The 13,853-nt window shown below is 42.6% G+C and carries 10 protein-coding genes; 4 read left to right on the top strand and 6 right to left on the bottom strand.

What is annotated here, in order from left to right; translation table 11 throughout:
* The first annotated feature begins 144 nt into the window (after positions 1-144).
* Together H6G08_RS27300 and cysK are read left to right on the top strand one after the other, a co-directional pair.
* Positions 145-600: an RrF2 family transcriptional regulator gene (locus tag H6G08_RS27300; protein WP_242046294.1), complete on the top strand. Its 456-nt coding sequence runs from the start codon at positions 145-147 to the stop codon at positions 598-600.
* A gap of 18 nt (positions 601-618) precedes the next feature.
* Positions 619-1,581 (top strand): cysteine synthase A, encoded by a 963-nt coding sequence (gene cysK, locus H6G08_RS27295; RefSeq protein WP_190548768.1) that lies wholly within the window; start codon positions 619-621, stop codon positions 1,579-1,581.
* 209 nt (positions 1,582-1,790) lie between these two features.
* On the opposite strand, the gene H6G08_RS27290 is transcribed toward cysK, so the two are convergent.
* Positions 1,791-4,535 carry a two-partner secretion domain-containing protein gene (locus tag H6G08_RS27290; protein WP_242046293.1) on the bottom strand — a complete coding sequence of 915 codons (2,745 nt, stop codon included), beginning with the start codon at positions 4,533-4,535 and terminating at the stop codon, positions 1,791-1,793.
* Positions 4,536-4,693: 158 nt separating this feature from the next.
* On the opposite strand from H6G08_RS27290, the gene H6G08_RS27285 reads away from it, so the two are divergent.
* The gene (locus H6G08_RS27285; RefSeq protein ID WP_190548766.1) at positions 4,694-5,353 is read left to right on the top strand and encodes a cadmium resistance transporter; all 660 of its coding nucleotides are present in this window, start codon (positions 4,694-4,696) and stop codon (positions 5,351-5,353) included.
* Positions 5,354-5,477: 124 nt separating this feature from the next.
* Here the strand turns inward: H6G08_RS27285 and H6G08_RS27280 are convergent, their stop codons facing one another.
* Entirely contained in the window at positions 5,478-6,275 is a 798-nt protein-coding gene (locus H6G08_RS27280) for a sulfite exporter TauE/SafE family protein (protein ID WP_190548764.1), read from the bottom strand.
* A gap of 640 nt (positions 6,276-6,915) precedes the next feature.
* Here H6G08_RS27280 and H6G08_RS27275 point away from each other — a divergent pair.
* Entirely contained in the window at positions 6,916-7,689 is a 774-nt protein-coding gene (locus H6G08_RS27275; RefSeq protein ID WP_190548762.1) for a phosphatase PAP2 family protein, read from the top strand.
* A 254-nt stretch (positions 7,690-7,943) separates the two neighbouring features.
* Here the strand turns inward: H6G08_RS27275 and H6G08_RS27270 are convergent, their stop codons facing one another.
* The 4 genes from H6G08_RS27270 to H6G08_RS27255 form a co-directional block, all read right to left on the bottom strand.
* Positions 7,944-9,131: an XdhC family protein gene (locus tag H6G08_RS27270; protein WP_242046292.1), complete on the bottom strand. Its 1,188-nt coding sequence runs from the start codon at positions 9,129-9,131 to the stop codon at positions 7,944-7,946.
* A 61-nt stretch (positions 9,132-9,192) separates the two neighbouring features.
* Entirely contained in the window at positions 9,193-11,307 is a 2,115-nt protein-coding gene (locus tag H6G08_RS27265) for a xanthine dehydrogenase family protein molybdopterin-binding subunit (RefSeq protein WP_190548760.1), read from the bottom strand.
* The gene (locus H6G08_RS27260) at positions 11,304-12,299 is read right to left on the bottom strand and encodes an FAD binding domain-containing protein (protein ID WP_190548758.1); all 996 of its coding nucleotides are present in this window, start codon (positions 12,297-12,299) and stop codon (positions 11,304-11,306) included. Before H6G08_RS27260 ends, H6G08_RS27265 begins: the two co-directional genes overlap by 4 nt.
* A 17-nt stretch (positions 12,300-12,316) precedes the next feature.
* Positions 12,317-13,012: a 2Fe-2S iron-sulfur cluster-binding protein gene (locus tag H6G08_RS27255; RefSeq protein WP_190548756.1), complete on the bottom strand. Its 696-nt coding sequence runs from the start codon at positions 13,010-13,012 to the stop codon at positions 12,317-12,319.
* Between the last annotated feature and the right edge of the window lie 841 nt (positions 13,013-13,853).

The following is a 13,853-nucleotide window of genomic DNA, read 5'->3' as shown; positions in this document are numbered from 1 at the left end:
ATCAAAATTTTATAAGATAATCTACGGTAAGTCGATAGGTATACGTACAATTTTGCGAAGAAAAAATGCGATCGCATACTATACTTTTAACAGCAGAAACTTACGCTAAATCAATCGACCTACCGTATTATATTGATTAAAGACTTGAACACTCAAACCTACGCCCTCCTGGATCTGTCGTCTAAAGTCGAATACGCACTGCTAGCACTTTTAGAGTTAGCAGGTAACCACAGTAAAAAAGTCCCTCTAACCATGAGTGAGATTACAGCCAAGCAACCCATACCAGAACGCTATCTAGAACAAATTTTGACCAACCTGCGGCGTGCTGGTTTGGTGCAAAGTCAACGCGGCTCTAAAGGCGGTTTTGTATTAGTAAGGGAGCCTTGGCAGATTACTTTATTGGAGATTGTGACTGTGGTGGAAGGCGAACGCAAAGACAAAGACAATTCAACATCCCCCACCCTCGAAAGAAGCCTCGTCTATGAAGTCTGGGAACAAGCTAATACAGCCTCCATAGAGGTGTTAAAAAGCTATACACTCCAAGACTTATGCCAGCAAAGAGAGGCTCGTTTACAACAGAGTCCCATGTATTACATCTAGTTACGCAGGAGTACCCTGATGCGGATAGCAAAAGACATCACACAGTTAGTCGGACGGACGCCTTTAGTTCAATTAAATAAGATTCCCCAATCAGCAGGCGCACTGGCGCAAATTTTGGTGAAGCTAGAAAGCATGAACCCAGCTTCGTCTGTGAAAGACAGAATTGGTGTCAGCATGGTGGAAGCCGCAGAGAAAGCCGGTTGGATAGAGCCAGGAAAAACAACTTTAGTCGAGCCTACCTCTGGAAATACAGGTATTGCTCTGGCAATGGTTGCAGCCGCCAAGGGCTACCATCTTATTCTAGCGATGCCCGATACAATGAGCCAGGAACGGCGGGCAATGCTAAAAGCTTATGGGGCGCAATTAGAGTTAACACCAGGGGTAGAAGGAATGCGAGGCGCGATCGCTCGTGCAGAGCAAATTGTCGCCAAAACGCCCAACGCCTATATGTTGCAGCAATTCCGCAACCCGGCTAATCCCAAAATTCATGCTTTAACTACCGCAGAAGAAATTTGGGCGGATACAGATGGACAAGTAGATATTCTCATTGCTGGCGTGGGTACTGGCGGGACAATCACAGGGGTTTCCGAAGTGATTAAACAACGCAAACCCAGCTTTAAAGCGATCGCAGTTGAACCCATTAACAGCCCAGTATTGGCTGGTGGTAAACCAGGCCCCCATAAAATTCAAGGAATCGGCCCCGGATTTGTCCCCGCTATTTACCGCCCAGATTTGGTAGATGAAATTATTGAAGTCACAGACGAACAGGCGATTTCATACAGCCGTCGTTTAGCCAAAGAAGAAGGGTTACTATCAGGTATTTCGGCTGGCGCGGCTTTATATGCTGCCATCGAAGTAGCCAAACGTCCAGAAAATGAAGGTCGTCTCATTGTCATGGTACAACCCAGCTTTGGCGAACGCTACCTTAGCACCTCATTGTTTAGAGATCCAGAGGAAAGTGAATGGTTAAGTAAAGTCTAAAACTTAATTTCAGACTGATTTACTGGGTATTTTTAGCATTTTTTGACATCAAACCCCGATAAAAACTCACTATATAGGACTTACGCTAAAACTCTAAGAAATTCTCCTTTCTCTGCCGCCTCAGCAGTAATCTTAGGGAATACAGTGCTTGTCTACGATTTTCCGTAGCTGGCTTGTAAGTCCTGCTATAGCAATTTTCATGAAGCCAGTTAACTTTGAGAAAGCGCCGCACAACTTAACTGCATCTGTGTATTTGCGGAAGATGGCGCTGCTACTAACTCAATTTTGCCATCGGTACGACGATGCCAAGCAGTAGCTTGCACGAGAGTTCTTGGTAATGGAGGTATTTGTGCTGTAACTGCACCATTTTCCTGATATGCAGAAAGATCGCGGGTGTCAGACCAAGTGCGATCGCTCCTGAGTTCCTGCGTTGGATTTTGCGGTGTTCCACCCCTACCTATAGCAACAAACGTGCTACCAGTATTTGCTGCACAACCGGAAGCAATTTGCTGCGATGAATCGGTGACATTCTCTGGTAGTTCCACTAAACCCGAATTTGGGTCAACACCAATTGTATTGACTTGGACATCACCACTCAGCCCAAATTGTGAACTAGCAGTGATGTCACTATTTGTTGTAGGTTGTGCTTGAAACTTTAACCCAAAGATACCTTGAGTGGTAATTTGGATATTGCCACCGCTTCCTAAAATAGCATTCGCCGAAATATCGCTGTTTTCAGTTGGTACAGCCACCATCGACCCCACATTAATATTAATGTTGCCACCTGTGGAAGCACTTAAAGCATTAGTAATAATTTTACTACCATGCCGTAAGAGAAGAACATCATTGACATTGAGGTAGATATTACCCTGACCGCCGCCATTCACCTCAGAACGTAAGCTGGCGTTATTGTCCAGGAAGAGGTTATTGGCTGTAATATTGAGGTTACCTGCATCGCCATTGCCTGTATTACTGACAGTAATTACTGCATTATCTTTAACACCCACGTTGTTTGATGTAATATTGATAGAACCCGCAGCCAAGCTAGTAGCGGAGGATGCAGCGATCGCACTGGGCAAATAGCTACCATTTATTATGTTTTGGGAAGTTCCTTGTACGTCAATATTTTTCACCTTGAGGTTAACACTACCAGCAGATCCCTGACCTAAGCTGGAGGAAGTGATCTGTCCACCGTTAAACACACGCAAGTTATCTGCTGTCAGGTTAATTGTCCCACCTTGACCAACAGCATCCTTACCCAATCCCACAGTAATACCACTCACCCCTTGGTTAAAAGTATTGATTACTGGGTCGCTAACTTCTACATCCTGAGCATGAATCTCTATATTTCCCGCTTGACCACTTCCTGTGACATCATTAGCCACAGAGCCACCTTTTGACAGCGTCAGGTGAGCAGTATTAATTAAAATATTGCCAGCTTGCCCTAATGTAAAAGGTTGAATTGAACTAATCACAGCACTGTTTGAGCCATCCACGCCCACTCCCGAAATTTCTAGTTTCTCGGAGGCTCGAATCACAATGTCTCCGGACTTACCGATGGTGGGAGACTCAGAAAAACCAGGGATATAAAAGCCGATCAAATCTGCACTAATAAAACCACCATCAAGCAGACTCACCCTTTGAGCATCAATAGTTACCTTGCCATTTTCATTCGAGTGACCACCGCTAATTAAAGTAGTAATAGCGCTAGCAAAGTATAGACCTAAATCAGAACCTAGAAATGCGTATGGAAATCGATTGTAACCAGTAACTTCCACATCTGCAGCTTTAATATTAATATCTCCCGTTCTGGAGTCATTACTGGGGATGAAGTTAAAGGATATAAAGTCGAAGGGAGAACTCAGAGTAGACTCAATCCAAGCTCCATTTGCTAAACGTAAACGCCCGGTTTCGACTGTAATATCTCCGGCTCTACCTTGATTCCCCATGACGCTAGTGTGTAAACCAGAGGTAGGATATTGATCGGCGGCGGATGCACCCAACAAATCTACAAATTCTGTAGTTTTAATGTTGATTCCTTGCCCTTTTCCTAAGGTTCCAGTGCTAGAACTGATTTGCGAACCGTCCTGAAGTGTCAAACCTCGCCCCCGAATGTTGATTGCTGCGCCATTCAAGCCGTTAGTCTGGATATATGAAGACTGTCTGAGCAAAATATTTCCCCAATCAGCCACAGCAGGGCTAGTGAGTTGTAATCCTGCTTGATTATTCAAACCTACTTCAGTATTTCTCAATGCCCATAATTCGACTCTACCACCAGGATTAGTCAGATAAGTCTGATTAATATCGATATCACTACCAATCAACGCTACAGTTTCCGCCTTGAATATTTGTGGGGAACCGTACAGGAAATTGGCTGGTGAGTTACCTTGGGTGCGAATCCCACCAGCATTAGCTCCTAGTTGCAATCCCACAGGTACACTCATGGTTAATAATGGTGGTGTTGCGGAGTTTACTGCACTAAATTCCACCCCATCCGCAAATTTGATACTAGTCGCCGTTGTCCCCACAAACGCACCGCCAATATTTAAACTGGCATTCGCCCCAAATACAATCCCGGCTGGATTCAGCAAAAATAAACTTACTGAGTTATTGCTATTGATTGTGTTAATCAACCCGTCAATTTGAGAAATATTCCCACCAGTTACCCGACTAAATATGCTTGTAATATTTGGTGTATTAACTAAATCAAAGGTGGCTGTCTTACCAGTTGGGACAGAAAAATTACTAAAGCTATGAAATAAATTATTGCCTTGGTTAATTCCATTAAGAATCGTAAACTTATTATCGCCAGAGTTGACAATGGTGTTAGTAGTACCATCAGATATCACCTGACCATGAGCATAGTTGTGATCTAAGAAAATAGTTCCCGATAGCAGCATCAAACTTGCCAATAGGGGATTCAAGCCACTACAGCCAATAGAGAGCGATCGCATTCTCTAGCCTCCATTTATACGCAATTTAATATACCCAAATGCGTATATTTTTAAACACTAATTCCAGTAAAAGTGTTTAAATAGCCCTAATTTTCTCAATTTATGGCGACAATCATAATTTGGTATGGTGATAAATTGTAAGTTCTCACCATCACACCATGAATCAGCTTGGTTCAGCTTTCACTGAAGGAATAATCGCTTTTGCAGCTACAAATATTGATGATATATTCATCCTATTGTTATTTTTTACCCAAGTAGATAATAACTTTCGTCGTCGGCATATTATTATCGGTCAGTACCTTGGTTTTTTAGCGATTATTCTCGCTAGCTTACCAGGATTTTTTGGTGGCTTGGTAATACAACGAGAATGGATTGGATTATTAGGAATATTACCAATTTTAATTGGTTTGAAGCAATTACTATCTAAAGAACAAGAAAACTCAGAAGTCCAAACAGTATCTGATAATTTTACACAAACTTCACCGAGTAACTTTATCCTTACATTTATTTGGACTATTCTCCATCCTCAAACTTATAAAGTTGCCGCAGTCACAATTGCTAATGGTGGCGACAATATTAGTATATATATTCCCTTATTTGCTGGTCAGAATTTAAACAGCTTGGGAGTCATTTTAATAGTATTTTTGATTATGGTAGGAGTTTGGTGTGCGATCGCTTATTATTTAAGCCTTCACCCTGCCATTGCTACTATATTAAACCGCTACGGTCATCATCTTGTCCCTTTTGTCTTAATCGGCTTAGGTTTACTGATTATGTACGAAAGAGGTACATTTACACTACTACCTTGGTTTAAATAACCTTACCAATGACCAATGACTAATGACCGAAAATAAAAAGTATAAAAGCCCCCAAATTCTTTATGGGTGTCTTTAATTTTGAATTTTGAATTTTGAATTTTGAATTCGGAGTGAAGCGACGTGACTATACCTGATAAACCAACTTCCAACTAACCATCATCAAAATTGCATAAACAATAAATCTTAGGGGACGCTGAGGGGCAATTTTGCAGATTTTCGCACCTAATAATACACCAGGAATTGAACCGAGCCAGATAGGCAATACTAAACTCCAATTGACTGTTCCTAATGTGAGATGCCCTAGAGAAGTAAATAATAATAAAATTGCTGCTTGGGAAATATCTGTACCTACCAATTTACGCGCATCTAGACGGAAAAACCCAATCATTACTAAGGCAAACATTGAGCCAGAAGAAACGCTAGTTAGTCCTACAAAAGAACCTAAAACTGCGCCGATAACGACTGTGAGAAACCGTCCCCAATTGGTTGTTAAATCTAACTTTGGTAGTTCTGGTAAACTAAATTTTGGAAAAAAAGTCAGCAGTAGTAATTGTACCAGCGCTAATACTGTAACTAAGAGAATCATCACTCCTAGCATCCGTAGCAGAATGCTATCTAGATGATGTTCGCCAGTTTGTCGGAGAAAGTGCAAAATTCCGACACCACACAATGAACCAGGAACGCTTCCCAACGCCAACCACTTGACAACTTCTACATCTAGGGTTTTTTGCTCCCAGTGTTTGATACCACCAACAACCTTCATCAATGTTGCTGCTACCACATCAGAACTGACAGCAATTGAAGGCGGTACCTGAAAGACAAAAATCAACATAGGAGTGATTAAAGAGGCTCCACCAATTCCTGTTAAGCCAACAACGATGCCAACAAAGAAACTGAACAGTGGTAGTAATAAAAAGTGCATACTCCTATCCAACAATAAGGTTTACAGGCAGGCGAAATTTAGCTTAGTGGTAGACTAAGCTCGATTATTTATGGTGTTCCTCAAAAGATAGGTAACACAAAGGCGATTCAGACTCAAGCTGGAGTTGAGTTAATCCCCAGTCAATCACAAACCATTTAGGCATGATCTGAGCATGGATGCTGTCATCGTTGTTCCGGATCGCTTTTCCTGCTAGGTTTAACTGCCGATTGATTTTTTGCTGTTTTACATATAAAACACGCAAAACCGACTGACTTACCGTATTTTAACCATAAAGTTGCTGTAAAGTCTAGGGTACTCGTGTTCTAAATTACTTAAATTTTGGATAATACATGCACTGAAAGGGGATTCGCTGTTTTGTACTGCTATAAAAATTACCCGCCTTAGCTGCTAGACTTTCTAGTTCCCAGGCAAGTAGGTAGTGCTAAGAAAGACGATCCTGAAAGCATTGGGAAACTCCGTTCCGTAGCTGGAGTTTTTCAACCCACCCTACAAAGCGATCTATATTCCGACCATTTTACAGACAAGGGCGATCGCGTCTCTTTTTCTGAGAAAATTCAGCCCTTAATATAGATGTATTCGCCAAAATGAAGATTTATTTTGGAATAGAACCAATAAAAAAATGATACAACCTGTGAAACAAGCGACTAATGAGCGTCGTTCGCTGCTGAGTTTTCTCAAAAACGTACTTATTGCCCATTGGCGTTCTTTATTAATCCTCTTAATAGGGGTGTATTTACCCTTTCAATTTTTTGAAATTCTGGCAGTTAAGGTATGGCAGAATCAAGCTGGCTTTCCTTGGGATATACCAATTTTATTATCTATTCACTCGCAAGCTAGACCACAATTAGATGTGGTGGCGGTAATTCTGACGAGGTTTGGCTCGGCTTGGACAGTTTTACCAATTATGAGTGCGATCGCGATTGTATTATGGCGCAGAAAGTTATGGCGATCGCTCGCTTATTTACTCACCACCGGCATAGGAAGTATTATTATCAACCGCACCGCCAAAGCACTGATGCATCGAGTACGTCCCCAACTATGGCTATCAAGTGCGCCTGAGTTTGATTATGCATTTCCTAGCGGCCATGCAATGACAAGCATGACTTTGGTAATGATTTTGCTAATTTTGGCGATCAATCATCCTCGTCGGTGGTTGATGCTGCTATTTGGTAGTTTCTATGTTGTGGCGATTGCTTGGACAAGGTTATATTTAGGGGTTCACTTCCCTAGTGATATTTTGGCAGGTTGGATGGTTGCGATCGCTTGGGCGATTGGCGTCAGTCTAATTATCAAACCCTATGGGAATCGCCCTCACCCCACAATTACTCAGTCAACTGTGGGTGAAACTAACTTATTACCAAAAGAAAAACAGACTTTAACAAAAGATCAGTAGCTGGAAAGGGTTGTCATTTGTCATTTGTCATTGGTATGTTTACAGGTATTTTCAGGTAAATAAACCACGCTGTAGGGGCACGGCACCAGTAAAATTATTGTATGTACCAAAAGATTGTCGATGCCGTGCCCCTACGACAGATGTGCTTCAAATTAGGTGAAAACTGCTGTAATAGTAAAAGTAACTAAATAGAAAGAAAAGGCATAGATATATTGCCAAATTATAAAATATGCAAAATAACTTTCCTTAGATATTCAGAACTTTTGCAATGTATTGAGGGTAATTTCTTTGATTTGATGTCGTTGATGAATTGGTAAGTTACGGTTTCTTAAAAAGTTGCCGCAACGATTAGCTAATACAGCTTGAATTTCGGCGATGATGGATAAGGCGATCGCTTCTGGTGTATCTGCGCCAATGTCAAGACCAATTGGACTATGTAATTTGTCTAATTGTTCTGGGGTATATGCTTCTCCCTCGTCGCTCAATTCTGCTAGTAATTTTTCGCTGCGACGCTTCGGCCCTAAAATACCTAGATATTTTATTGGGGAGGGAAGTAATATTTTGAGAATTGCTAAATCATCGAGGTAGTTATGAGTCATGACTACGGCGATAGTTTGCTGATTTACAGAGATTTGTTGTTGTAAAATCTCGCGACGGCTAAGAATGATTTCATCAGCTAAAGCAAAACGTTCTTTAGTGGCTTCGTTGGCGCGACAATCAACTATAGTCACGCGCCAGCCTAAATCTTTGGCAAATTGTAGCACGGGTAAAGCATCTTGACCGGCACCAAAAATTATTAGGTGTGTGGGTGGTTGAATAATTTCGATAAATACTTCAACAATACCTAATGATAATTGATATTTATTAATAGTTGATTTTTGATTTTTTAAGGCAATTTGGGCATCGTGAATTAAAGCAGATTCTAAAGCTGAGTCTGTGATGTTAGTAATTAGATTATGATTTGGTTTAATAATTAAGCGATCGCCTATTTTCACATTCATGGCACCATCGACAGCAAACACAGTGGCGATCGCACCTGGTTGCTGTTTGGCAAAACATTGGTGTATCAAGGTTAGGGGATTACAAGCGTCATCGAGATCTAAGTGTTCAATCAGCACTTGCACCAATCCATTGCAACCCAGCCCAAACCCCCAAAGAATATCTTCATCAGCAGTTGAGTCATAGGTAACCACTATTGGTTTACCATCAGGCATGGAAACACGAGTATGTTCAAATACATCATTTTCCAAACAACCAGCGCTGATTGTGCCAATTAGCCTATGCGATCGCGTCATCAACATCCGCGCCCCAGGGCGACGATAGGTAGAACCTTTGACATTAACTACAGTCGCCAAAAAGCAAGATTCAGCATCATCTTGCAGTTTGGTAAAGGCTTCTAAAATAGCGGTAAGTTCTTTCATAGGGTATGGGGCATGGGGCATTGGGCATGGGGCATGGGGCATTGTTTCTTTCTCCTTCTGCCTTCTGCCTCCTGCCTTCTGTTTACAACAATTTATCTGGTGTTATGGGTAAATTACGGATGCGTTTACCTGTGGCGTGATAAACTGCGTTGGCGATCGCAGCTGAGACGCCGGTAATGCCAATTTCACCCACACCTCTAGCGCCGGCTGGGTTGAAGTTTAAATCTGGTTCGCCAACAAAGGTAACTTCAATGCGGGGGATGTCTGCATGGGCAGGAAAATGATATGTAGCTAAGTCATAAACTACGGGGTAGCCAATATTGGGGTCAAAATGGCATTCTTCCATTAAGGCTTGACCAATACCCATAATGACACCACCACGCACTTGGCTGGCTGCGGTTTTAGCATTCATAACTTGGCCAATGTTCATTACCGAAACCCATCGGGTAACTTGTAATCTACCGATTTCTTCATCTATACTGACTTCACAAAAATGTGCGCCCCAAGATTGAAACGCCCATTTCTTACCCTCACCGCCTGGGGCGCTGGTAGCGGTAGCTTCAAAAGCTGATGAACCAGATTCTTGTAATTTTGTCAAGGCTTCTTGAGCATTTTTTACACCAGCAGTTTTCAGGACTTCTGCACAAGCTGACATGACTGCAGGGGCTAGGGATGCTGTCATTTGGGAACCGCCGGCGATACCTGCATCGGGTAATAGGGAGTCGCCCATTTCTACGCGGATTTTTTCGACTGGTAAACCCAATGCGTCGGCGGCGGTGGCGGCGACAATGGTATAAGCGCCAGTACCCATATCATTACCGGCGGTGAGGATGTGAGCTGTACCATCGGGTAATAATCGAGCTTTAACGGTTGATTTCCCGCGCATACCAGGGAAGGTGGCTGCGGCTACTCCCCAACCTATGAGTTTACCGTCACGGGTGAGCGATCGCACTTGTTTTGCTCTGTCTTTCCAGCCAAATTTTTCTGCACCGACGCGCAAACAATCAGCAAAATGCTTGGCGGAAAAGGGTAAGCCTTGGCGCTGGTGTTCTGTGGTTTCATTTTTTAACCGCAGTTCTACCGGATCGATGTTTAACGCCCAAGCTAACTCATCAATGGCTGATTCCATCGCCCACATCCCCGGATTTTCTCCCGGCGCGCGCATGAATGTGGGTGTACCGACATTCAATGTGGCGATTTCTTGCTGAATTCTCAGATTTGCTGCTGCATACATTGCTGGGGTAATCCCGGTGCAGAGTTCGGGAAACACATCTACGAGTGAGGTACAGGATTTGGCTTCATGGTCAATGACGGTGAGTTTACCATCTGCGGTTGCGCCTAGTTTAATTAATTGCTCAGTTTCCGAACGATGTCCAGTATTGGCTGTCATTTGCTGACGGGTGAGGACAACTTTTAACGGGCGCTTAATTTCTCGCGCTGCTGCGGCTGCTAAAATTCCATGAGGCCAAGGAAAAGCTTTAGAACCGAAACCGCCACCCAAAAAGGGCGTGACAATCCGCACTTTTTCTGTAGGTAAGCCACAAAGTTGGGCATAGGTGCGTTGGGAAGCGGCTACCCATTGGGATGGTTCGTAGATTGTCAAGGAGTTATCATCTGTCCAATGAGCAATAATGGCATGGGGTTCCATTGCTGCATGGAGTTCGGTAGCTGTGGTGTAAGTTGCGGCAATTTTTACTGTAGCGGCATTAGTGCCGGCGGCGATATCGCCTTTGGTAAATTTGAGTTCTTCACCAAAAAATGGCGGTGCTTCTTTGTAGCTGGCTTGTTTGCCATCAATTACAGGCTTTGAGGTTGTATATTTTACTTTTACCAAATGGGCTGCATGACGCGCCCGCTCAAAGGTATCGGCGACAACTAAACCGATAATTTGCCCGCCGTAGTATATTTTATTATCTGATAAAGGTAATCTTGCCTCGTAAATTTTCGAGGTCATAAAATCGTTAGCAGGTTTAAAGATTTTCGGGGGATTTTGGTGAGTAAATACTGCAATTACCCCTGGTGCTGTTTTGGCGGCGCTGGTGTCGATACTGTCAATTTGTCCGTTAGCGATCGCAGCTGTGACAAGATAACCATGTACCAAATTCGCAATTTGATGTTCGGCGGCGTAGGTTGCAGTTCCCGTGACTTTGGCGAAGCCATCTTTGCGGTTGACGCCTGTACCAATTACTTTATTCATACGACTCCGCCTCCTTTGGCAGAAATTGTCAGTGCGCGGCGAATTGCTCGTTTTGCTAGTTCGACTTTGTAGGCGTTGTGTTCTAAAGGTTTGGCTGATTGCAGAGCGATTTCTGCTGCTTGTTGAAAGGTTGCAGTTTCCGCAGTTTTGCCAATTAAAAATTCTTCTGCTTCTAGGGAACGCCAAGGTTTATGAGCTACACCACCAATAGCGAAGCGGACATTTTTAATTTTATCTCCAGTTAAATCAATGGCGGCGGCGACGGAAATTAAGGCGAAGGCGTAGGAAGTGCGATCGCGTAATTTTAAATAAACTCCCGATTTAGCAAAGGCTAGGGGTGGCAAAATTACTGATGTAATTAACTCCCCTGGCTCTAAATTTGTATCTCGTTCTGGTGTGGTTCCCGGAAGCCGATGAAAATCTATAAATGGTATTTGGCGCTTTCCTTGGGTTCCTTCCACTTCAACCACCGCATCCAACGCCGCCAACGCCACGTTCATATCGGAAGGATTCACCGCCACGCAATGTTCGCTAGCTCCCAAAATCGCGTGCATTCGATTAATTCCATTAATCGCCGGACAACCTTGCCCCGGTTCCCGTTTATTGCAAGGGAAAGCTGTATCGTAATAATAAGGACAACGTGTGCGTTGCAGTAAATTACCTCCTACAGTCGCCATATTACGAATTTGCTGGGATGCGCCGGATAGAATCGCCCTTGCCAAGATAGGGTAATCACGGCGAATATCTGTATTATCTGCGACTTCTGTATTGCTAACTAATGCCCCTAACCGCAAACCTCCATTCCCTAACTTATCAATGCGCTTCATCTCCAAGCGCGAAATATCAATAATTTGCGATGGTTGATCTAAAAATCCCTTGAGTCTATCTACTAAATTTGTTCCCCCTGCAATATACAGAGAATTGCGATCGCTACTTGCTTTTTGTACGGCGTCTTTTTGTGAGCTAGCGCGAGCATAAGTAAAATTATTCATGCCTTTTCCCCTACTCCCTAAACTATCACATCCGCAACTGCCGTAGGTGGCGTTTGTCCTGCTGCTTGTTGAACTGCGGCGACAATACCGTTGTAGGCGCTACAACGACAGAGATTACCACTTAACCGTTCTTTAATTTCCCGATCTGAGAGTTCTGCTAATTGTGGGGGACGAGTTAAATCTGCGGTAACCACACTCGCACAACCTCGCTTTACTTCCTCAAGTAGCGCCACGGAAGCACAAATTTGTCCGGGGGTGCAATAACCGCATTGAAAGCCATCATTTTCAATAAATGCTGCTTGTACTGGATGGAGAGTATCGCCTGTTGCTAAACCTTCAATGGTGACAATTTCTTTACCTTCTTGCATCACTGCCAAAGCTAGGCAAGAATATACTCGTTGACCATCAATTAACACTGTACAAGCTCCACATTGTCCGCGATCGCATCCTTTCTTACTTCCCACTAACCCTAAATTTTCCCGCAATGCATCTAGTAGGGTGACACGCGGTTCAATATCTAAATTTTGCAACTCACCATTTACCTTTAATTTCACCTTCATCTCTCCTTGGGAATTGGGGGTAGCTTTTTTGTTGGCTACGCTTACTTGATTAATCAAAGTCGGAGCGACTATCGCTGTACTCGCTGCGGTTAATGCTTGTCCAAAAAAACTGCGTCGGGAAGTTTTTCCTTTGGCTTTTTCATTGTCAGACATTATTTGACCTGAATAAATTTGTTCGATTAGGTAAGTAAATTGTCAGGATTTGAATTGTTAGCTAACAATTCTTCAAACTTGGCAAGCTTGATTAGGCGCAAAAGCATTATAACTATCGGCAACCAAGAGATTCTATCTTAAGGATGAAGCGGAATATCGTAGATAAGAGTATATTTCTTACTTTTAAAGTTGTTCATTTATTTTCTAGATAATTACCAAAAACAGAGATTTATATTTAATAATAAACGAATTCTTTCATTATTTTTTTGCCAATTTTATGTCAAAAGTTTATCAATGATAAATTTTAATACATATTAAATGATAAATATTAACTCAACATTAAGATATGTTAATTAAACAGTAGAGTACAGATTGATACCAATTTTTTATGAGGCTGCATGGAATTCGATCCCCCCTAGCCCCCCTTAAAAAAGGCTACGGTTTACACACAAGTCCTAAAATCCTTGCCGCATAAGATGCAAATCTTAGTAGGTAAGGTTTTGAGATACTCAATCAGATTGTCAATAGTCTTAACTTATTGATAAGCATCTAACGGAAAATCAAGGATTTAAAAAATAAATTTCCGTTCTTGTGCGTCAATTTGATTCTCAAACCAAGATGTGTGTACACCGTAGCTGAAAAAAGGGGGGAAAAGAATCAAAGTCCCCCTTAAAAAGGGGGATTTAGGGGGATCTAGATATATGCAACTTCATATTAAATTGGTATGAGATAACGGGAGCATCCCAAATGTGCAAAAACGCCCTCACCCTATAAGGGTGGGGCTAGAAATACGAAGCCTGCCTTCGCAGGCTATCAAACTTTTAGCCTGCGAAGGCAGGCT

Origin of the sequence: Calothrix anomala FACHB-343 (assembly GCF_014696435.1) — a bacterium.
GTDB lineage: Bacteria > Cyanobacteriota > Cyanobacteriia > Cyanobacteriales > Nostocaceae > Aulosira > Aulosira anomala_A.
This window is presented reverse-complemented; position numbering and strand designations above follow the sequence as displayed.

Coding starts and splice junctions, on each gene's coding strand:
- cysK (WP_190548768.1), top strand. CDS start 619: ATGCGGATAGCAAAAGACATCACACAGTTAGTCGGACGGACGCCTTTA.
- H6G08_RS27290 (WP_242046293.1), bottom strand. CDS start 4,535: ATGCGATCGCTCTCTATTGGCTGTAGTGGCTTGAATCCCCTATTGGCA.
- H6G08_RS27285 (WP_190548766.1), top strand. CDS start 4,694: ATGAATCAGCTTGGTTCAGCTTTCACTGAAGGAATAATCGCTTTTGCA.
- H6G08_RS27280 (WP_190548764.1), bottom strand. CDS start 6,275: ATGCACTTTTTATTACTACCACTGTTCAGTTTCTTTGTTGGCATCGTT.
- H6G08_RS27275 (WP_190548762.1), top strand. CDS start 6,916: ATGATACAACCTGTGAAACAAGCGACTAATGAGCGTCGTTCGCTGCTG.
- H6G08_RS27270 (WP_242046292.1), bottom strand. CDS start 9,131: ATGCCCCATGCCCCATACCCTATGAAAGAACTTACCGCTATTTTAGAA.
- H6G08_RS27265 (WP_190548760.1), bottom strand. CDS start 11,307: ATGAATAAAGTAATTGGTACAGGCGTCAACCGCAAAGATGGCTTCGCC.
- H6G08_RS27260 (WP_190548758.1), bottom strand. CDS start 12,299: ATGAATAATTTTACTTATGCTCGCGCTAGCTCACAAAAAGACGCCGTA.
- H6G08_RS27255 (WP_190548756.1), bottom strand. CDS start 13,012: ATGTCTGACAATGAAAAAGCCAAAGGAAAAACTTCCCGACGCAGTTTT.